Genomic DNA, 20,728 nt, shown 5'->3' with positions numbered 1-20,728 from the left:
AAAAGGGTTATTCGGGATAGGAAAAAGCGGTGGGTTTGATCTCATCAAGGCGCTGGCGCAGGCTACGGAACAGAAATCCGCGATCCTCGCCGCATAGCCAGACCCGTATGCCGGACTCACGCCAGTAATTCAGCTGTTCGGCCGTTCGGGGATTGGCGCAGAAAGGCACGTCGGCCGACTGACAGCGTTGCGCCAGCCGGCGGATATGCGCTTCCACGTCCGCATGATGGGGAACCGGGCCTAAGCCGAGATCCAGCGCCAGATCCAGCGCGCCTTCCATAATCATGCTGACGCCCTCGACCGCCAGGATGTCGTCGATGGCGGCGAGACCGGCGGCGGTTTCAATCATCGGTATCAGCAGCAGACCCTGATTAGCCTGTTGGATATACTCGGCCAGCGGCAGGGCGCCAAAACCGGTCACGCTGCCGCCGGTAATGCCGCGCTTGCCTTGCGGCGGGAAACGCATGGCATCGCGTACCGCCAGTACCTGTTCGGCGCTTTCCGCCTGGGGGATGACGATGCCATGCGCGCCCATATCCAGTACGCGGCCGATCAGTTTGTGGTCGGGCCGCGGGATGCGCACCAGCGGCGCGCAGCGGTGGAACTGGGCAATGTGGATACACTGCTGTAACAGCGTTTCGTTGTGGGGGAGATGCTCCAGATCGAGGATCACAAAGTCGTATCCGGCGCAGGCGATCATTTCCACGATGCTCGGGTGGGGAACCGAGTTCAGCATACCCAATATTGCCTGTTGAACCGGTTTATGCAGGTGCAGATGTAATGACAACACATTATCTCTCCATGTTAATGATAATCATTTTCGTAAAGATAATCATTAGCAATGTGAGATTATAGTGAAAAGATGTTACATAATGTTTACTTATGCGTTGTCCCATTAGCATTTTGATGAAGCCACCATCAGCGGCGTCAATATCCGCGTGTTATCTCATCTTGTGCTTAACAGGCGATGTACCTATTATCTGTAGCGAAATGGAAATGATTCTCAACTATGAAAGCGGATTCACTGACGCCGGTTTTTGCCGAAATCATTCCATTGGGACGCAAGGTGAGGATGACGATGCTTGCCGCGACTGACCTGTTTTGATGAACATCGATTTTATTACCCGACTGCGCACCGCAGAGGATGACGGCAGGATGTTGGCTTAATCATGCGTCAGCGGCGGTGGATTAAGGAGACTTCTTTTGGTTAAACAGACTGACGATAACGATAAGCGTGCGCCGCAGCGCGTGCGTAACGAATTGCGTTTCCGACACATCAGCGTGGCTAATAAAACCCGCGTGGCGGATAGCTTCTGGCGCATTCAGTTCACCGGCGCGGATCTAATGGGTTTTAACTCGCCGGGTTTCGACGACCATATCAAACTCTTTTTCCCCGATCCGAAAAACGGCGAACTGAATCTACCGGAGGTGTCGGCGGAAGGCATCGTTTGGCAAGAGGGCCAACGTCCTGTCGGGCGCGATTACACGCCGTTGGAATTTGACGGTGAGAATTCGTTGACGCTGGATTTTTATATCCATCAGGGCGGGGTGGCCAGCGACTGGGCCGAGCGTGCGCGGCCGGGAGACGAGCTGGTTATTGGCGGCCCGCGTGGATCGCTAATCGTGCCGGATGATTATCATTTTCAGCTTTACGTCTGCGATGAAACCGGCCTCCCGGCGTTCAAACGCCGCCGGCCCGCCATTAAAGCGGAGCAACTCCATCTGTTCGCTTATACCGATGAATCCACGGGCCGCGGCTATCTGGACGATCTCAATGGCGTTGACGTCAACTGGTTGGGGAACGGAATGATGCATACCGATAACCTCGACAGGCTCATCGGCGCGCTGGACAAGATCTCGCTGCCGACTGACGACTATTTCATCTGGTTGACCGGCGAAAGCGAGACGGTAAAAAGGCTGAGCGATTATTTTATCCAGCGCCGCGGCTGTGACGAGACTTTCGTTCGCGCCATCGCCTACTGGCACCGGAAGTAAATTCACCTTTCATTCGCCGTTGTCTCTGCGCTGTCAGGCCAGCGGCGCGTTGAGGCTCCCGGTTTCCATGTGACAATCAGACCGCCGAAATCGGAAGTCCTGATGAGTCGGGGAACCATTAAGGCAGGAATAAATCGTAAATATCCGCTTCGGCGTGACGCGTTTCGCTCAGATCGAGATTGGAAATGATGTGCTCGATATGATGCTCCATTTTACGGATAGCACCGGTTACATCTTTGTTGGCGATACTGTCGACCAAACCGGCATGTTCATCCGTCATACAGAGGATGTCGGTTTTCGGTTCATACATTGACTGAACCAGGATGCAGCGCTGTATTATCAGATAAACCATTCGTTCAATGACCGGATTGCCGACGATGCGGGCCAGGGTGAAATGGAACTCGGCGGTGATACGGTTGACGTCATTGCGGCGTGCGTCAAAGGCGGTTTTTTCACGTTCAAGCAGGGCGCGCAGCTCCACGATATCGGCAGGTTGCACACGCTCGCAGACAAGTTGGATCATAATGTATTCCAGCTTTCGACGGGCTTCGAAGACATGTTTCGCATCAGCCACGGTAGGCCGCGCAATAAACACCCCCTGATGTAGCTTGAATTCGACAATATCCTCCTCGCGCAGGCGTTCGAGTACGCGCCTTACTCTGGAGCGAGGAATATTATAGCTTTCAGCAAGCTTAACCTCATTGAGGTGATGTCCGGGGCGCAGTTTTTTGTCGATAATTGCGTTAATCAGGTGATTATAAATCAGGTCTTCACTGGGATGTTTCCCCCGGATCCTGTCGTTATTACTCTGTCCAGTCATGTCTTCCCACGTCTATGTGTTTTAACTTTCAGATAACCAGCGATTCAACTCTATTCAATCATAATATGAATGAATAACAGTTTTATGCCGGGGCCAGCAACAAAAATCTTTATTGCACCGCACGCGCGATTCTTTCCTTACTGGTCATTCATCCTGTTGCAAATGTTGGCATATTTTGTGCTTGTTTTATTGCGTGCAATTGTGCATGTAAAAATGCCTGTTTCTACTATGCAGCGTCAGGGGAAAGAAAATGAGCAACAAAGTGGATAGCGAGTTATTCCTTAACGATCTTTATGAGCTACGAAAAATTGGCGCCTATAAAACCGGCGTGAGTCGTCCCACCTACAGCGCCGCCGATATGGAGAGCCGTCGCTGGCTGATGCGGCGTATGACGGATGTCGGTCTTGAGGCCACAATGGATGGCATTGGCAATGTATTCGGACGGACGAACAAACCGGGGCCAAAAGTCTTGGTCGGCAGCCATATTGAAAGTCAGATAGAAGCGGGCTGGCTTGATGGCGCGCTTGGCGTCGTTGCCGGCGTGGCGTTGGCACGCGCGGGTTTCGCCGTCGACGTTTGCGCATTCGCCGATGAAGAGGGGCATTTTTCCGGCGGTTATCTGGGAAGCCGCAGCATCGTCGGGGCATTGACTGAAGAGGAGATCGACCAAAGCCGCGGCCGTCATAATGGCCCTCCGCTGCGTTCGGCGCTGGAAGCCGCCGGGCTTGCGGGTATTCCTCGCCTCCAGATCGATCCGGAGCGTTACCGGGGTTTTTTCGAAATGCATATTGAGCAGGGAACCCAGTTGGAAAATGCCGGTCTTCGCCTCGGCGTGGTGAGCGGCATTGTCGGTATCTGGACCTGGCGCATCGTCATTGAAGGCCAGCAGGATCATGCCGGCGGGACGCGGATGAGTGAACGACGCGATGCGGGCCTTGCCGCAGTGCGGCTGCTCAGCGATCTCGATCGGCTTTTTCCCACCGTTTGCAGCGAATACAGTACCTGGACCACGTGTAATATCACTCTCGATCCGGGCGCGCCGTCTGCCGTTATCCCGGGACGGGCGGAGATTTTCCTTGAGTTCCGCGATATTTCCGCAGCCGTGCTTGAACGTATGGAGCAGACGCTCAGAAGCGTCGTGCAGGAAAGTAACCGGCGCGATCGCTGCAAGGCGACCTTAATTTCCACGACGAAATCGATGCCGGTTATCTGTGATAGCGACATGATGTCGTGCCTTGAAGCCGCCTCAACCGAACTCGCCCCAACGGCCTGGCAGGTGATGCCCAGCGGCGCCGGCCATGACGCCAAAATGATTGCCAAAAAGCTGCCCGTCGCCATGCTGTTTGTCCCGTCGATTGGCGGCGTCAGTCACCACTGGACGGAAGATACCGCGGACGCCGATCTGATTCTGGGAATTGAAGTGCTGGCTCAAGGGGTTAGTCGTTTTCTTTCATAATCAACTTGGTCGGGTAATCGCGTTGCTTCAACACCATGCCCTATAAAGGAGCAATATCACCGTGGTTGCACATTTATAGCGCTTATGACGGATCATTCATGGTCGCTTAGCATCAGGCGCTAACGCGCAAGGAGCCGGAAATCTCGCTAAACACAACGGATTACGGCTAATTTAACCACAATTTATTTTGCACACCGCAACGTATAAAGGGATTTATGTTGGCATGAGTGTTGCTTAAATTAATTGCACGCAATATTACATGTATTATTGCAGTTAGATTGATTGTCAGCTTTGACACCGGGGAAGAGGGGGAAGTTATGATCCTTGAGCTTCAATTTGAGGATGTTTTTGCCGCATGGAGAATGTTCCTTGACGGAATTCTGGTTACGCTGACGTTATCAAGCGCTTCCTTTATCGGCGGATTGGCGGTCGGAATTCTAGGCGCCGCCGGATGCGTCTACGGGCCGGTTTGGCTTCAGCGCTGCATTACCGGTTATGTGGAAGTCATCAGAAACACGCCCCTGCTGGTGCAGCTGTTTTTGATATTTTTCGGTCTGCCGCAGATAGGCATTCGATTTGACGGGATGACGGCCGCCATTATCGCCTTTATCGTCAATCTCGGCGCCTACCTGACCGAAATCATGCGCGCCGGGTTTCAGTCGGTGCCGGAAGAGAATATTGAAGCCGGTGCATCGCTGGGGTTGTCAGGTTTCCAGATATTTCGCCATATCGTGCTGTTTCCCGCCCTGAAAAATATGGTGCCTGCGCTGGCGAGCCAGTTTATTTTCTTCATTCTGGCCACTGCCGTGGTGTCGCAAATCGCGGTTCCCGATCTATTTTATGTCGGCTCACTGGTTCAGAGCCGAACCTTCCGCGATTTTGAGATTTATATCCTTATCGCTGCACTTTATCTCTCGCTTTCTTTAATTCTGCGCATCGTTTTCAGCCTGACTTATCGCTTTACCTTCGGGAGACGCACATGATCCGTGGTTTTAGCTACATCGATATTCTCTATCTTATCGCGTCGATACGATGGACCCTATTGTTGGCCATCATGGCTTTTTCCGGTTCCGCCGTGGTTGGCATTGTTACGGCATTGCTCAGAATGGCGCCGTTCAGACCGTTGCGCTGGATTGGGATTATCTATGTCCAGATCGTACAGGGGATCCCTTTACTGGCATGGCTGTTCTTGCTCTATTTCGGCATGGCGGCGCTCGGCGTCAATATTAATCCGTGGCTGGCCGCGGCGTTAAGCTTCGCCATTTACGGCGGCGCCTATCTGGGAGAAGTATGGCGGGGCGCGTTGGAATCCATCACCAAAACGCAATGGGAAGCCGGCGCCTGTCTGGGGCTTTCTTACTCAGAGCAACTGCGTCACGTGATTATTCCACAATCGATACGTATCGCTATTCCACCGACGGTGGGATTTCTGGTTCAGCTGATAAAAAACACTTCGCTGGCCTCAATCATCGGGCTTATTGAACTCACTCGTCAGGGGCAACTTACCACCGCGGCGACCTACAGTCCGTTCGCCGTCTATCTGACCGTCGCCGTGCTCTATTTTGCCCTGTGTTTTCCTCTTACCCAATGGAGCCGTTCATACGAGCGGAAGCTAAATGCCTATCGTTGATCTGCAAAACATTATTAAGCGGTTTGGCACCAATACCGTATTGGATGATGTCTCGTTATCCGTAGAAAAAGGTGACGTAGTGACCATTTTAGGTCGCTCTGGCTCTGGCAAAAGTACGTTGCTGCGCTGTATTAACGGACTTGAGTCCGTGCAGGGCGGGCATGTGATTGTCAACGGCACGCGCGTTAACGATCCGCACTGCAATCTGCGGCTTTTACGCCAGGACGTGGGCATCGTTTTTCAACACTACAATCTTTTCCCGCATCTTTCGGTGGCGGATAACATCACGCTGGCGCCGCGTATTGTTCTCCACCAGTCGCCGGCGGAGGCGCGTGAACTGGCGCACGATGTGTTAAAGCGCGTCGGCCTCGAAAATAAGCTGGATGCGTTTCCGCATAATTTATCCGGCGGGCAGAAGCAGCGGGTAGCGATTGCGCGGTCGTTGGCGATGCGGCCCAAGGTGATGTTGTTTGATGAGGTGACTTCAGCCCTCGATCCGGAACTGACGGGCGAAGTGCTGAAGGTGCTGGAAAGCGTTGCCCAGGACGGCATGACCATGATCCTGGTGACGCATGAAATCGGTTTTGCACGGCGCTTTGGTTCAAGGGTGGTGTTTATGCACCAGGGGAAAATCAGGGAGCAGGGGCCGGCGGCCGCAACGCTGTCAAATCCCGCCACCGCTGAATTGAAATTCTTTCTTGATGCTGTTTTACATTAAAAAATGTGGAGATCACTAAATGCGTAACTCTATTGCATTGCTTTCTGTCGTTATGTTGGCCCTGGGATCGGTGAGCGCGTATGCCGATAAACTGGATGATATACGTTCCTCCGGCGTGGTGCGGATCGGCACCTCGCTTGATACGCCGCCATTTGGCTATCAGGATGAGGCGCGTAATCCAACGGGATTGGATATTGAAATGGGCAAGATGGTCGCCGAGGCGCTGGGCGTTAAGCTCCAGTTGCAGCAGGTTACCGCGCCCAACCGCGTACCTTATCTGCTCACCGGTAAAGTCGATATTATTATTTCCAATCTGGGAAAAACGCCGGAACGAACCAAGCAGGTGTTATTCACCGACCCCTATGTCAATACCTACATCGGTATATGGGGGCCGAAGAAAATTCAGGTCGGCAATGCCGATGAGCTTGGAAAGTATGTGGTGGCGGTTTCTCGCGGCTCCACGCCTGACCTGGCGCTCAGCGCGTCTAATCCCAATGCGAAAATTATGCGCACCGAAGACGATTCGACATCGGTTACCGCTTATTTAACCGGACAGGCCGACCTCATCGCCTCGACGGATACCCAGATCGCCGCGATGGCAAAGCAGTCGCCGCAGGCGGAGTTGGATCCCAAGTTCCGCATTCGCAACAGTCCGGCGCATATGGCGGTGCAACAGGGTGAAACCGGTTTGGCCGATTGGCTTAATGCCTTTATCAAGACCAGTATTGAGAATGGCAAGCTGGATGCGCTAAGCCAAAAATATCTTGGCAAGCCGGCCGACCTCGGCGCGGAATAAGCCGTGATGCGCAACTGACCCCCGTATCGCGAATAGATGATATTGGCGCCGGGGGTTAATTGCGGCGTCATTCGCTGTTTAAATACCCCTATTCATTAAAACGGAAATATCCCATGATCACTCGTTACAATACCAACGCCCGCATGAGCACGACTGTGGAGTATAAGGCTACCGATAGTATTGTTGTTATTTCCGGCCAGGTGGCCGATGACTTATCCGATAGCGTGGCGATTCAAACGCAAAGCGTACTGGACAAGATTGAAGGATTATTAAAACAGGCGGGATGCGTTAAAACCGACCTTATTGCCGCCAATATTTGGCTGACGGATATTACCCGGTTCGATGAAATGAACGGCGTTTGGGATAAATGGGTGCCGGCGGGCCATGCTCCGGCGCGCGTTTGTGTCGAAACCCGTCTGCCTAATCCGCTTTTTCAGATCGAAGTACAGGTTACCTGCCTGAAAAAAGCCTAATCCCTATTCTTGTTATCTTGCCAGCGCAACAGGGTACAGATCTTAGTTAAATTGAGGAATGAATGATGGTTCGTAAGCCTGACGTCGCCGTATTGGGTCTTGGCGCAATGGGACATGCTTTTGCATCTAATTTACTGAAAAAAGAATTTGTGGTTACGGCATGGAACCGTACCAAAGCGCGGGGAGAAGACCTTGTCGCCAACGGGCTGAAATTATCCGATTCTCCCGTTGAGGCAGTAAAAAATGCCGATGTCGTTATCGTCATGCTTACGGACGCTGAAACGACGGAAGCGATCGTGGCGCAGATCCGCGAACACCTGAAGTCTGGCGCCATTTTATGCCAGATGGGAACCATCGGCGTTGAGTCGACGGACAAGCTCGCGCAAGCGTTGGGCGATTATCGACAGGATATTACGTTTATTGATGCGCCGGTATCCGGCACCAAGGCGCCTGCTGAAAATGCCCAGATTTTGATCCTTGCCAGCGGCGACAGAGAACGGGCCGCAAATGCGGAACCGGTGTTCGCCGCAATCGGCAAGGGTACGCTTTGGCTGGGCGAGGCCGGTAGAGGCTCGCGCATGAAACTGGTGGTAAATACCTGGCTGATTCTGTTGATGCAGGGGCTATCGGAAAGCCTGTTATTGGCCGACCAATTCGGCTTTTCGGAAGATGACTTGTGGGCCGTTCTGGACGGAGGACCGCTTGCCGTGCCTTATGCAAAAGCGAAAATGGAGATGATTAAATCTGGAAGTTATGCGCCGCAGATGCAGTTGAACTGGGCGCTGAAAGACGCTCGGCTGGCGCTCTCATCCGTATCCGCCGGCCAGACCCTGCCTTGCCTGCGGGAAACGGCATCCCTCTGGCGCCAGGCGGTTGACGCCGGCTATGGCGCGGACGATCTGTCCGTGGTCTATCATTTTCAGCATCAACAAAAACAGTAAAACGGATGTTGCCCGCTATCGTTCGGTCGATCGCGGGCGGCAATATTACTGAACAGCCATTGCCGCCGATCAGAAAGGTGATTTCTCCTTGCTTGAGCGCCGAATCAATGGGGGCGAGCTGAAATACGCCATCCTCTTTCTCACGGTAATCGCGGTGGGGCACGCCTGACAAACGGAGCGTGACGGCTTCTCCGAATTCGCTTTATTGATATTCTCCCGCTTGTCGAGTGCGGTTTTTGCGCATGGGTTCAATTTCACGGCCGATCTTAGGCTTGAATATGTTTGGTGCGGGCACCCGTATCGGCCCAGTGACTATCACCGTTCTTTTCAAGCGCAGGCCGTTCTGTTGCCGGGCATCAGGATGTTATGATAGGGACCATTTCAGGCCAGATTGAGGTAAGGATGAGTCAGGTTGCCACCGCGAAACAGCGCGAAGTAAAACGTATCGTTGAGGCGCTGTCGGTTGCTATTGCTCAGCACCGGCTAAAGCCCGGCGCCAGGTTGGTGGAAGCACAGATTGTCGATGCCCTCAACGCCAACCGTAACCATGTGCAGGCTGCGCTTCAGCGCCTGGCGTTGCTGCACATTGTCACCATTGAACCCAATCGTGGCGCGATGGTTGCCCAGCCGGAGGCGCGGGAAGCGCGCGAAATCTTTATCGCCCGCCGCGCCATCGAAAGCGCGATAGTAGCCTCTATCACGCCGGAGCGAATAGCCCTGTTTGGTGAGGATATTGCCGCTCAACAGCAGGCCGAGCGCACCGCGGCGCAGCGCCAGGATCGCCGGGACATTGTGCGCGAGCTTAGCGCGTTTCATCTGCTGCTGGCTAAGATCAGCGGCAATAAGGTGCTGGGGGAAATTCTTTCCAACCTGATGGTTCGCAGTTCGCTGATTGTGGCGCTGTATCAGCGCAACGATACGCCTGCCTGCCAATGTGCGGAGCACGGCGCCATTGTAAAAGCGTTAGCCGCCGGCAAGGTTGCAGAGGCGCAGCAGATTATGCAGGCGCACTTGAACGAGCTGGAAGCTGAGCTGGAGTTGGATCTGAGCGATCCAGCGGCTGGCGCGATGACGCTACGCCAGGCGCTGGACGGCGCTAGCGAAGTAACCGGGCTGGCGGGCGGTTAAAGGTTTGGCGCCCGCGCTTAAAGCCCATCTTTGGCGGGGCAATCTCCGCCACCACCTGATCGGCCCGTTCGACGTCGAACACCACAAAGTCCGCCTGGCAGCCAGGCGTTAGTCCGTAATGACTCAGTCGCAACAGCCGCGCCGATTGGCTGGAGATCCACGACAGGCAGCGCAGCAAATCCGCCTGCGTGCCGAGTTGGCGAACGTTGGCAAACAGGTTGGCCTGCCGCACCAGCGAAGCATCGCCAAACGGCGTGAACGGGTTGGCGATATTGTTGGTGGACAGCGAGCAAACAACGCCCAGGCGATCCAACTCGTCCACTGGCGCCACACCGCGCGGTTTGAGCGCAAAACGATCGCGCGCGGTAAGAAACAGATCGGTGGCGGGCAGGGCGGTGACCCGCACTCCGGCCGACGCAAGTTCCGCACCCAGCGCCCGCAGCGCATCCAGTTCCAGAATCGCCAGCTTGGTGACATGGCCAACGGTGACGCGCCCGCCGAGCTGCCAGCGGCGCGTTTGAACGATCACTTCATCGATCAATCGGTTCTCCGGCGCCAGGTCAAAATCGAGGTGGAAATCCAGATCGACGCCGTGGTGCGCCGCCAGCGCAAATAGCCGTTTGATCTGCCCGACCGGATCGCTGTCGGTGTAGGGGCAGCCGCCCAGCAGATCCGCCCCGGAGGCCAGCGCTTCACAAAGTAGCGCTTCAGTGCCGGGATTATTCAGCATCCCCTCCTGCGGGAACACGCACAGTTGCAGATCGATGGCCCAGGCATAAGCGGCCTGTAGGCGGCGGATGGCACGAAAGCCGGTCAGGCCGATCACCGGATCAATCTCAATGTGGGTACGCATGTGCGTGGTGCCCTGCATGATCGCCATTTCCAGCACCCTGGCCCCGCGCTGATAGACATCCTGCTCGCTGAAATCCGCCTTGGCGCGTGCGGTTTCGCTGATGGCCTCCGCCAGCGTCCCTTCCTGCTGGTTGCAGCGGTCGATAATACAGGCCTTATCCAGATGAATATGGGTTTCAACCAGACCGGGCAGCACCAGCGCGCCCTGCATATCCAGCGTGTCGGCCGGGCCGCTTAAGGCGCTAACAAAGCGCCCGTCTTCAATCAGCAGGCTGTGCAGCCCGGGCTGGTTTTCCAGGCGGGCGTTAACGATGGTAAGGCGTTTCATCCGTTCGCTACCCCCAGCCAGGCATCGGCCAGATCCGCCTGCGCCAGCAGATCCTGCGCGCGGCCGGCTTTAACCACTGTGCCGGATTCCAGTACCAGCGCGCGATCGGCGATGGTCAGCGCCAGGTTGGCCATTTGATCCACCAGCAGGAGAGTAACGCCCTCATCGCGCAGCGCAGCCAGCGCGTCGTACAGTTCGCCAATCATCGCCGGGGACAGGCCCAGGCTCGGTTCGTCCAGCAGCAGGATCGACGGACGCGACATCAGACCGCGGCCGATCGCCACCATCTGCTGTTCGCCACCGGAAAGCAGGCCCGCCGGGCTGTGCAGCCGTTCGCGCAGGCGCGGGAAGCGCTTGAGAACCGATTCAACTTCTACCTGCGGATCGTGTTTTTCGGCGCAGGCGTGCTGGCCGATCAATAGGTTATCCAGCACCGACATCTGCGGAAATAATTGGCGGCCTTCCGGCACCAGCGCCAGGCCCCGTGCGGCAATCTGGCTGGCGTTCAGTTCTTTGATTGAGCGATCGTGCAGGTAAATTGCGCCGCTGCGCGCCGGATGCAGCCCGGCGAGAGTTTGCAGAATGGTTGATTTGCCCGCGCCGTTGGCGCCCAGGATCGCCACAGTTTCCCCTGGATTGACGGTAAAGCTGACGTCGCGTACTACCGGGGCAGCGCCGTAATCCAGCGTCAGTTTGCTTACCACCAGCCCTGGTTGGCCGTTCGATTGCAGCGCAAGGCGGCGCGGCTTGCCGCGATAGTCGGTGCCGCCCAGATAGGCCGCCACCACCGCGGGGTTACGTTGCACTTCAGCAGGCGCGCCCTGCGCCAACGGTTTGCCGGCATCCAGCACCTGGATCCGATCGCTGACTGCCATCACCAGCGCCATATCGTGTTCCACCACAATCACCGCCAGGCCAAAGCCTGCTAGTCGGCGCAGCAGCGGGATCAACGCGTCGGTCTCTTCACGGCTCAGGCCCGCCGCCGGTTCGTCCAGCAGCAGCAGCGCCGGGTTGAGCGCCAGCGCACGGGCAATCTCCACCAGCCGGCGATCGACGTGGGGCAGATCCTCGGCGGGCGTGTGCACCGAACCGCGATAGCCCACTAGCGCCAGCAGCGCCATCGCCACCTCGTGGGCATCGGCCGTCGGGCGCCGCCACGGCAATCCTTGCCTGCCGCGCTGCTGCGCCACCAGCAGATTTTCCAGCACGCTCATGCCGCTGAACAACTGGGTGGTTTGATAGGTGCGGGCGATGCCATTGCGGGCCACGCGCCAGGCGGGCAGGCCGCGCAGTTCTTGCTGTAAGCGGATACTGCCGCTGTCGGCGCGATAGAAGCCGCTGATCATGTTCAGCACCGTGGTTTTCCCGGCGCCGTTGGGGCCAATCAGACCCAGCACTTCACCGGGTTGTACCTGGAAGCTGATGTCTTTTGCTGCTTGTACGCCGCCAAAGCGGATGCCGATATTTTCCACCTTCAGCACAGTGTTGCCGCTGTGCTTAAAGTGGCCGCGCAGCAGCGCGTCGTCCGCCGTTTGCGGCGCGAATTGCACCGGCGGCTTTGCCAGCCAGCGCGCCAGGGTGCCCAAAATCCCGCGCGGCGCCAGCCATAACACCGTCAGCAGCAGCACCGCGAAGATCAGCAGCCGGTATTCGGCAAATGTCGACAGCAGCTCCGGCAGCACCACGATCAGCAGCGCCCCCAGCACTGGCCCTAACAGCGTGCCGCTGCCGCCGATGACTACCGCCAGAATAAACAGAATCGACTGGGAGAAAGGGAAAGAGTCCGGATTGATGAACATCATCAACGGCGCTACCAGGGCACCGGCGGCGCTGGTGAACATTGCTGACAGTGTAAAGGCGAGAGTTTTGCTCACCACCGGGTTAAAGCCCAGCGAACGCGCGGCGATTTCACTGGCTTTCACCGCGCGCATCGCCAATCCCCATTGGCTGTGCTGTAGGCGGGCAAAGCCGCACAGCGCCGCCATCATCAGCAGACCACAGCACACCGCCAGACCCAGCGCCGGATCGAGGCCGCCGAATTCCGGCATCGGGATGCCCATCAGGCCGTTGGAACCGCCGGTAACCTCGCGCCATTCAATCAACAGATGGCGCACCACCAGCGCAAAGGCAATGGTGATCATCGCCAGGAACGGCCCGCTAACGCGCAGCGCCGGGATCGCCAGCAAGCCGCCAATCAGGCCGCACACCAGCATCGCGGCCAGCATCGCCACGCCGAGCGGCAGCCCGGCCATGGTCAGCCCGGCGGAAACGTAAGCCCCCAGCGCGTAAAAAGCGATATGGCCGAAGGAGACCTGGCCGCTCAGCCCAAGCAGGATATTCAACCCAACCACAGTGGTGACGCCGAGCGCAAACAGCGAAAATACCAGCAGCGTGTAGCTGCCGAGAAAACCGGGCAGCAGCAGGCTGATCACGCCAAGCAGCATCAAGGCCAGGGTATTGATAGGGAACGCTCTCATTACACTTTGACCCTCAGTTTTTGACCAAATAGCCCGTCAGGGCGCAAGGCCAGCGCCAGGATCACCAGCGAGAAGGTGAAGATTTGGGTAAAGGCGGAGCCGAACCACAGGGTGACCAGCGCTTCGCTCAGGCCGAACAGCAGCCCGGCCACCCAGATGCCGCTACTGCTGGCAAGGCCACCGAGGATCGCGACCGCAAACGCCTTCAGACCAAACAGGGTGCCCATGTCGCTGTGGATGTTGAACAGCGGTGCAATCAGCAGCCCGGCCAGTGCGGCGAACAGCGTCGACAGGGCGAAGGCCACCGCCACCACGGTATTGACGCGGATACCCATCAACTGCGCGGCGCGCGGGTTTTGCACCGTGGCTTCCAGCACCTTGCCGAGGCGGCTGTAGCGGCGCACCAGCGTCAGCGCCGTCACCATCACCACGCCGGTCAGTGGGATCAGCAGATTAATCAACGACAGTTGGCTGCCAAACAGGGTGAAGGTGACGTCGGTCACCGGGAACTGGCGAGGCTCTTTGCCGAAGGTGAACATCGCCAGGTTATCTACCAGAATGCCGCCCGCCACCGTCGCCATCAGCCAGGCGTCCGAGTTACGGGCGACAAACGGGCGCACCAGCAGGCGCTCAATCAACATGCCATACAGCGCGCAGCACAGCAGCGTGGCGGGCAGCGCCAGCCACAGCGGCCAGCCCCAACTGACGCTCAGGGTATAGCCGAGCGTCGCGCCGACCATCATCGCACTGCCCTGTGCGAAGTTGAGGGTGCGTGACACGATCCAGGTGATATGAAAACCGAGCGCCAGCAGTGCATACATGCTGCCAAGGCTCAGGCCGGTGGTCAGGGCAGTGCTCCACATGGTCAGACTCCTCGCGTGGGTTACTCGTTAACCGGGACGATCTGCTCGCCGACGAAGTGGGCGAAGACATAATCTTTTGGCCCCAGGGCATCGTGCTGTTCCGGGGTGAACGGCTGCTGGTAATGTTTAATCAGGCCGGCATAGTCTTTGATGGCATAGAAGCCGTCACGTACTGCGGTGCCATCCAGGCTGCCTGCGTTGTTCATCGCTAAAGCGGTGAGGTGCATGGCGTCATAGGCATTGGCGATACCCACCGCCGGGGTGACGTCGGCCAGGCTTTTGATCTGCGGATACTGCGTTTTCAGCGCTGTCAGCACCTGTTCGCCCTTGGCCGAGTTGTGATCGGTAAAGACAAAAGTCTGGATGAAGGTCACGCGATCGGCCCCCGGCCCAGCCAGTTCGCTAAAGCGGCCGCCCGCCGGCCCCCAGTGGGAAACCACGGGCACTTGCCAGTTCATCTTATGCAGGGATTTTACCACCTGGGCGGAGGGGCCGACGTTGCCGACCATCAGCAGGGTATCGGCGCCGGCGTTTTTCAGGCGGGTCAACTGTGGCACCAGATCGACGTCGCTGTCTTCAATGCGCTCAACGCCGGCGATCGGCAGATTGCGCTTTTGCAGTGCGACGCGAAAGCCCTTCTCATTGGATTCGCCCCATGGGTTGTTCACCAGGATCATGCCCGGTTTTTTCATGCCTTTTTTGTCGCTGCCATATTCCACCAACGCTTCATCAACCAGCTCATCCACCGCCGAGACGCGGAACACATAGTTTTCTTTTGCGCCGTTATGGGTAATGGCGGTGCCCGCGGCCCAAATGCCGACAAACGGCATCTTCAACTGATTGGCTAATGGCACAATGGCCAGCGATACCGGCGTATCCAATCCGCCAAACAGCACGGAGACCTTCTCGCGCTGGATCAGCTCGCGCGCCGCCAGCATCCCTTTGCTGGGGTTGCTCTCGTCATCGCGGCGTACCAGTTCCAGCGGGCGGCCCTTTACCCCGCCCGCGGCGTTGATTTCGTTAATGGCGATGGTGAGGCCGCGCGTCAGCGCCTCACCAGACTTTGCCGACTGGCCGGTGAGCGCTGCCACTAGGCCAACTTTAATCGGTTCTTCCGCCGCCAGCGTGCTGGCCGACATCAGGGTAAACAGGGTGGCTGCCGCTGCGCGCTGCCGCCAGGTTTTCAGGCATGATTTTCCAGACATATTGCACCTCGAGTGGATTGCTAGCTATTTTGTATTTTATTTCTAGCAATTTGGATGCCAGTTTGGTATTGCTGTGAAGCCGCGCCAAATGGCGTTTATTTTTTGCAAAGATGCGCTGTTTTGGTGCCGATGCGCCAAAACAGCGCACAGATACCACGGAGTTGATTATGTCTGAGATTGAAAAGGCCGTTGAGGTAGTAACAGGTTTTCTGGCCGCGTCGATGGCCCCGGATGCGATACGCGCCGCATCTTATATGCACCCGGACGTCAAGATTACCTTTACGGGTAAACGTGAAATGCCGACCACCAAGGATATCACCAACTTTAACGGCGCCCGCTATAAATGGGTTAAAAAGTCGGTGGGGCAGTTCGACTGTATGCATCGCGGCGATCACGTGGTGGTGTATTCCAACGGCACGCTGTACGGCGAATGGCCCGACGGTCGCCCCTTTGCCGGCAATCGCTACCTGGATCGCTACGAAGTGCGCGACGGCAAGATCGTTAAAATGGATGTGTGGAACGACAGCGCCGAGTGGATTTTAGCGCCAGAGATTGCGCGGGTTGAATGACGGCACTCCGTCTGCGGCGTCGGTAAAAACGCCGCTCACCGGCATTCTGCTGGAGATGGTGGATAACCAATTGATTAAATGCAAAAAAGCAGACGTCTGTGAACGTCTGCTTTCTCTAAAATGGCTCACCTGACTGGGATCGCCTTTGCCAGTAAGTGGCTGATATTTAAGCTATGCCTGAATTCTCATCCTGTCAAGACCACCAGAATGACCACCAATTTTTAACAACCTCTTTGTGCCAGTGGTAAATGCCTGATCTTACACCTGCGGTGATATCGGATATTTATGTTCGATGTAACAATACTGTAAAGTTCTTTTGTACTGTATTACTTAAAGCAACCTCAAGATAGCCAAATGTCTGGATATATAGGGACAAATTCAAAGTAGGAGTCATGTTGCTCATGCTAATGTTTACTGTGCCGCGAAACATCTAAAACGAAAACATCAACTAAACCACGAAGATCAACCGGTAACACTGCTTCAATACTGATTTTAAGTTCCTGAGCGGTTTTGATACTGTGGATCTTGCGGCCAGCAACGGTCTCACTCTCTCCAAACCATATGACAAGAAAGATCCCCTGCTGCTCGGCATCTGGGTGGATGGAATAACGGTCATAGAGTTGGGCTGAAGCGGCAGAATATAACTCTCTGTGCCACTGGCCTTTGACTTCCGTAACCAGCAGTCGTCTTCTTCCGCCAATCAACTTAGATGCCGTGAAGTCACTCCTGTTTTGACCTTTCAACTGATGCTCAGGCGTTATAGATATGCCCTGAGGTTCGAGTCTTAAATTGAGACGTTCAGCAATGATCTCCGTAGACTTTACCTCATCAAGGCGTTCATTTTTTTCATAGAAGCGATCTGCCGAGTTAAACTCCCCGCCATCAATCGCTTTCTGGAAATCATGAAGCTCCTGAAGAACTAACTGACGCAGGCCTTCAACAGTAATCACTGAATCACAATCCAGATGTTGGACTATTTCATCTGGCGTCGGTGGTTCAAAATCCCTGAGCGCTTTTTTTCTGAGCTGACCAGCATATATACTTTGCAGCCCTTTATTCTGGCTCGTGAAACGTGGATCGGCAAGAAGGCGACCCAGTACAGGTATTGCATTGTCAGGAATATCTGATTCAATTGACCAAATTAAATCAGTCAAAAAGCGGTAGGCTTTTTCCTCTTCAGGACTATCACTGCTCCAATAACTTGGCAGTTCAACATCCGGCCATTGTTCAAAGAAAGCGTCTAAAATGGCTTCAATTTTAATTGAGGTCAGTTCCGGCCAGGCACGATGCTCGCTTCGGTTCATGCGCCCAGAACGCTCATAAAAATGCAGTAAGTTATTTTTGGCAGATTTTAGCCATGCCCAATAAGTAGCTGTAATGCTCTCGAGAAAGTAAAACTCCCGTACCAGCCAGAATATTCGCTTGCGTTCAAAATCCTCATCTTCTGTCGGATTGGGCCAGCCTGACATTATCTCTGAGCAACGCTCTGCAATAATTTCTTTTAAATCCTCACGATCGCCGTATTGTGCAGCAATTTCAAAAATTGCATCCACTGAGTTAAGAGATAAATCGGTAAAGCGACGAAGCCATTCAATGGAAAGTTTAGCGCGTGACTGGCTAAAGACCTCTTCTCCACTTAGCATCCAGATTTCAGGGTGAGGGCATGGTTGAGCGAGTTGGGGTTCAACATACTGTCGGAGATATTTTTCCGCGCTTTCACTATCAGGAAAAATGAGGCGGTCAACCTCTGCCTGTAGAGCATCACGTTCTTCCGTCGAAACTGAATTGTATCCCATGTGAATGTTAGTTCTTAATGCTGTAAGTAACTCGATATTGACGCATTCAAGGTTGCCTTCTGCACGTAGAATCTCCAGACAGGCTGCATATAAAACCGTCTCAGAATGCCTGTATTTAGATTCGCATTGCAGAGCCGCCAGTTCGGGTAGGGTGGGAACCATGGGAGTAATAAAATCCAGACAATTTCGCAACGCAGTCCGAACCAGTTTCTCGTCACCAAACTCCAATTCAATTTTTTCCGGATCCATGAGAATGAGTTCTGCAAAACGCAGCAGGCACCCCCAGTGACGACCTTGCCCTACAATATCTCTGTTTTCATTAACGAATTTTATATTTCTGGTGTGGATCTCCCGTTGCTTTCTGTCACGACGTTTCCTGCTTCGGCTATGTCTGAATCTCCAGCACTGGTGTTCCTGCTCGGATAATTTCATTGCATTCTTGTATCTGGCCCACTCGCGCATAAATGCGGGTTTGGAAAGGGCGTGCTGACGCATTTGTGCCCGCAAGTCATCAGAGCCTTGTTCTTCCTTGTTTTTGTAACGTTGATGGCTGACAAGGAAACTCGCCCACAGATCAGCGTTATCTGTTTCAAACGCCAGATCGAGGAGAAATTTATAGTCATTCCGCCATAAATGAAGGCCTGAATGTGAGTGCAGGTGTCCGTCGAACTTTTCTACTCTTGTGTTGAATATTTCATTACGATCCGTTAATGGCCCGAATACATGGGCAATGATCCCCTGGCGAAGCGTTTCATTTTCCCGAAGCACCTGTACCGATTTACTTTGATCGGCTTGGCATTGGCGATGAAAATTGAGATTACCTATCCATTGCCAGATCCTCACAGGATCAAAAGGCGCTTGAGTTAATTCAAAATAGCGATCGACCATTGAACCGACGATCTTGCTTATTCCATTGCGACAATCACACTCATAGGATTTTTTCCCACAATGGCAATGAAGATTATGGGTTAATTCGTCCAGAAGAAGTTCAAGAGTATTCTGTGAAAAACAGGAGATTAGCTTCTTAATAAAATAACGAGTGCCAACGACCCTTTCTAATTGTTCTTTGTGATCGGGATAGAGGTTCGCACAGACGCGTAAGAACCCAGAGAGATATGTGTGGTCAAATTTCTCTAGTCCTGTGACTTCGATGACTTTGGCTGCAATATTGAGTGAAATATTACTTGCTTCAAAAATTAAAACGGCTAAAACGCCAATGAAATCGTATTCTTTGACATTGAGTAAGCATCTGCTTGCTAATGTACGAATGTGTTCAGACTCGTTGGGGTTTAAAATAATCAGGCTCAATTCAGGCGTCAACTGGCTGTTAACCGGGGAATCTACCAGAAGTTCTAAAATTAAGTTACGTAAATGCCCCTCATTGCCCATTGCTAAAAGAGGTTTTATTTCTTCAACAACGTCTTGCGTGAAGAAACCAGCCGCGCTGAACCGGCGCCAGAAATCGCTCCGACGAAAGTAAGGGTCAGTGGCTTCAAGCTCTTTAAGTCGGTGAAGAAGCTGCCGTTTCGATGAGCGTTCAAGCTGTGATGGATCGCCGTTTGCGAGTACCGCATAAGCGTCAAGCTCAATAATGGATCCCTGTACCGACCTGTTGCCTAATGCCGCCAACCATCCTAGCAGACCTCTCAACTCATCTCTGGCAGTACCGTTAGGTGCAACAACAGACAAGCACTTTGTTAAAGTGAGGTCATCCGCAGGATCGGCTATTCGTTTAATGAGATAATCCGCTGCGCAGTATTCAGCGACGATCTTGTGGACCGGGCGGTGCTGGTCTTCATTATCGCCGGGTTTGAAAAGCTGCGTTGACAATATGTCGTAACAGGCAGTACTGCCGTTAAACAACGCTGGCAGCATGGGATACATCCGGTTTGCGGTCGTGTCGATGGTGCTGATGCCCTCTGCGCCCGACAACAGAAGTTTGGCATAAACCTCAGCAGAAAATGCAATCTTCTGTGCAACTGAAAGAGATACAGAGGCTTTCGGGATATCTGGGTTGACTTCCTTGGCCAGTCGTTCGACCGCTAAAGCAAAGATTGAACGTTTGTCAGCAAATCGTCTGCCACTTTCTAAATAGGCATCGGTGAACATTTTCAGGAACTGAGGGTTTGGTAACAACATGTCTAAACTAAACCGAGTGACTTCGGTCTGGAATGCAAAGAAGTCTTCTGCTGGCGCATGGTGCTTAAAGATAGCGTGTTGTTCGTCTTGATCGAATTCTCTCAGTCTCACAATCATAGGGGAGACACCAAGAAATTTTTCAAAAATACTGGTGGAAGCCAGTCCCCATTCGCTTGACCTACTCGACATGATTACGCGATTTGGCTTTGATGTTCTGGCGAGCGCAAGGAGTTTATGGATACCTGATTGATCGATTCTGGCGACTTCATCAACGGCGTCGATTATCAGTGAGCTATTTTCTTTATCTGCTCCCACATAAGCAAATACGCTGGCATTTAAGACAGAAGTGTTCAGTTTCTGAGCGATGCTTTTCATCAGCTCTGTTTTCCCGCCGCCGGGTTCTGCTAACACAACAATGTGCGTTGATGCAGCCAGCAACTCTGTCTCTGTGTACGTCCTGTCACCGTGCGTAAAATTACGTTCAAGATAGAAGATTGAATTCATAGTTACAAAATGCTTCGTGTTGGATAGCTCAAATATTC

General features: G+C 54.3%; 18 protein-coding genes. 11 read left to right on the top strand and 7 right to left on the bottom strand.

Annotated elements, in window-relative coordinates; translation table 11 throughout:
• Positions 1–7: 7 nt before the first annotated feature.
• Positions 8–790 (bottom strand): aldolase/citrate lyase family protein, encoded by a 783-nt coding sequence (locus HOY33_RS03845; RefSeq protein ID WP_330527261.1) that lies wholly within the window; start codon positions 788–790, stop codon positions 8–10.
• A 413-nt stretch (positions 791–1,203) separates the two neighbouring features.
• Between HOY33_RS03845 and HOY33_RS03840 the strand changes: the two genes are divergently transcribed.
• Entirely contained in the window at positions 1,204–1,995 is a 792-nt protein-coding gene (locus tag HOY33_RS03840) for a siderophore-interacting protein (RefSeq protein ID WP_172288682.1), read from the top strand.
• A gap of 118 nt (positions 1,996–2,113) precedes the next feature.
• On the opposite strand, the gene HOY33_RS03835 is transcribed toward HOY33_RS03840, so the two are convergent.
• Entirely contained in the window at positions 2,114–2,815 is a 702-nt protein-coding gene (locus HOY33_RS03835) for a GntR family transcriptional regulator (RefSeq protein WP_172288680.1), read from the bottom strand.
• A gap of 250 nt (positions 2,816–3,065) precedes the next feature.
• Here HOY33_RS03835 and HOY33_RS03830 point away from each other — a divergent pair, with 250 nt between their 5' ends.
• The 8 genes from HOY33_RS03830 (at position 3,066) to HOY33_RS03795 (ending at position 9,957) form a co-directional block, all read left to right on the top strand.
• Positions 3,066–4,271, top strand: coding sequence for a Zn-dependent hydrolase (locus HOY33_RS03830; protein ID WP_172288678.1), 1,206 nt, complete (start codon positions 3,066–3,068; stop codon positions 4,269–4,271).
• 317 nt (positions 4,272–4,588) lie between these two features.
• The gene (locus tag HOY33_RS03825; protein WP_172288676.1) at positions 4,589–5,254 is read left to right on the top strand and encodes an amino acid ABC transporter permease; all 666 of its coding nucleotides are present in this window, start codon (positions 4,589–4,591) and stop codon (positions 5,252–5,254) included.
• A complete protein-coding gene (locus HOY33_RS03820) occupies positions 5,251–5,901 on the top strand; it encodes an amino acid ABC transporter permease (RefSeq protein WP_199379465.1) in 651 nt (216 codons plus the stop codon). The genes HOY33_RS03825 and HOY33_RS03820 overlap by 4 nt, the downstream gene beginning before the upstream one ends.
• Positions 5,888–6,619 (top strand): amino acid ABC transporter ATP-binding protein, encoded by a 732-nt coding sequence (locus tag HOY33_RS03815; RefSeq protein ID WP_172288674.1) that lies wholly within the window; start codon positions 5,888–5,890, stop codon positions 6,617–6,619. Before HOY33_RS03820 ends, HOY33_RS03815 begins: the two co-directional genes overlap by 14 nt.
• Before the next feature lie 19 nt (positions 6,620–6,638).
• Positions 6,639–7,415, top strand: coding sequence for a transporter substrate-binding domain-containing protein (locus HOY33_RS03810; RefSeq protein ID WP_172288671.1), 777 nt, complete (start codon positions 6,639–6,641; stop codon positions 7,413–7,415).
• Between the two features lie 113 nt (positions 7,416–7,528).
• Positions 7,529–7,888 (top strand): RidA family protein, encoded by a 360-nt coding sequence (locus tag HOY33_RS03805; RefSeq protein WP_172288669.1) that lies wholly within the window; start codon positions 7,529–7,531, stop codon positions 7,886–7,888.
• Between the two features lie 65 nt (positions 7,889–7,953).
• The gene (locus HOY33_RS03800; RefSeq protein ID WP_172288850.1) at positions 7,954–8,829 is read left to right on the top strand and encodes an NAD(P)-dependent oxidoreductase; all 876 of its coding nucleotides are present in this window, start codon (positions 7,954–7,956) and stop codon (positions 8,827–8,829) included.
• A gap of 402 nt (positions 8,830–9,231) precedes the next feature.
• On the top strand, positions 9,232–9,957 hold the full coding sequence (locus HOY33_RS03795) for a GntR family transcriptional regulator (RefSeq protein WP_172288667.1): 726 nt from the start codon (positions 9,232–9,234) through the stop codon (positions 9,955–9,957).
• On the opposite strand, the gene HOY33_RS03790 is transcribed toward HOY33_RS03795, so the two are convergent.
• From HOY33_RS03790 to HOY33_RS03775, 4 genes are read right to left on the bottom strand one after another with little or no spacing between them, the layout of a single operon-like run.
• Complete coding sequence (locus tag HOY33_RS03790) at positions 9,926–11,137, bottom strand: amidohydrolase family protein (protein WP_172288665.1); 1,212 nt, start codon at positions 11,135–11,137, stop codon at positions 9,926–9,928. The genes HOY33_RS03795 and HOY33_RS03790 overlap by 32 nt on opposite strands.
• Positions 11,134–13,614, bottom strand: a complete 2,481-nt coding sequence (locus tag HOY33_RS03785; RefSeq protein WP_172288664.1) for an ATP-binding cassette domain-containing protein — start codon at positions 13,612–13,614, stop codon at positions 11,134–11,136. The genes HOY33_RS03790 and HOY33_RS03785 overlap by 4 nt, the downstream gene beginning before the upstream one ends.
• Entirely contained in the window at positions 13,614–14,477 is an 864-nt protein-coding gene (locus HOY33_RS03780; protein ID WP_172288663.1) for a branched-chain amino acid ABC transporter permease, read from the bottom strand. The genes HOY33_RS03785 and HOY33_RS03780 overlap by 1 nt, the downstream gene beginning before the upstream one ends.
• A gap of 20 nt (positions 14,478–14,497) precedes the next feature.
• On the bottom strand, positions 14,498–15,682 hold the full coding sequence (locus HOY33_RS03775) for an ABC transporter substrate-binding protein (RefSeq protein WP_172288661.1): 1,185 nt from the start codon (positions 15,680–15,682) through the stop codon (positions 14,498–14,500).
• A 167-nt stretch (positions 15,683–15,849) separates the two neighbouring features.
• On the opposite strand from HOY33_RS03775, the gene HOY33_RS03770 reads away from it, so the two are divergent.
• On the top strand, positions 15,850–16,251 hold the full coding sequence (locus HOY33_RS03770; RefSeq protein WP_172288659.1) for a nuclear transport factor 2 family protein: 402 nt from the start codon (positions 15,850–15,852) through the stop codon (positions 16,249–16,251).
• On the top strand, positions 16,244–16,384 hold the full coding sequence (locus HOY33_RS03765; protein WP_172288657.1) for a hypothetical protein: 141 nt from the start codon (positions 16,244–16,246) through the stop codon (positions 16,382–16,384). The genes HOY33_RS03770 and HOY33_RS03765 overlap by 8 nt, the downstream gene beginning before the upstream one ends.
• A 271-nt stretch (positions 16,385–16,655) precedes the next feature.
• Here HOY33_RS03765 and HOY33_RS03760 read toward each other — a convergent pair whose 3' ends face one another.
• Positions 16,656–20,690: an NACHT domain-containing NTPase gene (locus tag HOY33_RS03760; protein ID WP_172288655.1), complete on the bottom strand. Its 4,035-nt coding sequence runs from the start codon at positions 20,688–20,690 to the stop codon at positions 16,656–16,658.
• Positions 20,691–20,728 lie beyond the last annotated feature (38 nt).

Origin of the sequence: Brenneria sp. hezel4-2-4 (genome assembly GCF_013155275.1) — a bacterium.
In the GTDB taxonomy this organism is placed as follows: Bacteria; Pseudomonadota; Gammaproteobacteria; order Enterobacterales; family Enterobacteriaceae; genus Brenneria.
This window is presented reverse-complemented; position numbering and strand designations above follow the sequence as displayed.

Coding starts and splice junctions, on each gene's coding strand:
- HOY33_RS03835 (WP_172288680.1), bottom strand. CDS start 2,815: ATGACTGGACAGAGTAATAACGACAGGATCCGGGGGAAACATCCCAGT.
- HOY33_RS03830 (WP_172288678.1), top strand. CDS start 3,066: ATGAGCAACAAAGTGGATAGCGAGTTATTCCTTAACGATCTTTATGAG.
- HOY33_RS03825 (WP_172288676.1), top strand. CDS start 4,589: ATGATCCTTGAGCTTCAATTTGAGGATGTTTTTGCCGCATGGAGAATG.
- HOY33_RS03820 (WP_199379465.1), top strand. CDS start 5,251: ATGATCCGTGGTTTTAGCTACATCGATATTCTCTATCTTATCGCGTCG.
- HOY33_RS03815 (WP_172288674.1), top strand. CDS start 5,888: ATGCCTATCGTTGATCTGCAAAACATTATTAAGCGGTTTGGCACCAAT.
- HOY33_RS03810 (WP_172288671.1), top strand. CDS start 6,639: ATGCGTAACTCTATTGCATTGCTTTCTGTCGTTATGTTGGCCCTGGGA.
- HOY33_RS03805 (WP_172288669.1), top strand. CDS start 7,529: ATGATCACTCGTTACAATACCAACGCCCGCATGAGCACGACTGTGGAG.
- HOY33_RS03800 (WP_172288850.1), top strand. CDS start 7,954: ATGGTTCGTAAGCCTGACGTCGCCGTATTGGGTCTTGGCGCAATGGGA.
- HOY33_RS03795 (WP_172288667.1), top strand. CDS start 9,232: ATGAGTCAGGTTGCCACCGCGAAACAGCGCGAAGTAAAACGTATCGTT.
- HOY33_RS03790 (WP_172288665.1), bottom strand. CDS start 11,137: ATGAAACGCCTTACCATCGTTAACGCCCGCCTGGAAAACCAGCCCGGG.
- HOY33_RS03785 (WP_172288664.1), bottom strand. CDS start 13,614: ATGAGAGCGTTCCCTATCAATACCCTGGCCTTGATGCTGCTTGGCGTG.
- HOY33_RS03780 (WP_172288663.1), bottom strand. CDS start 14,477: ATGTGGAGCACTGCCCTGACCACCGGCCTGAGCCTTGGCAGCATGTAT.
- HOY33_RS03775 (WP_172288661.1), bottom strand. CDS start 15,682: ATGTCTGGAAAATCATGCCTGAAAACCTGGCGGCAGCGCGCAGCGGCA.
- HOY33_RS03770 (WP_172288659.1), top strand. CDS start 15,850: ATGTCTGAGATTGAAAAGGCCGTTGAGGTAGTAACAGGTTTTCTGGCC.
- HOY33_RS03760 (WP_172288655.1), bottom strand. CDS start 20,690: ATGAATTCAATCTTCTATCTTGAACGTAATTTTACGCACGGTGACAGG.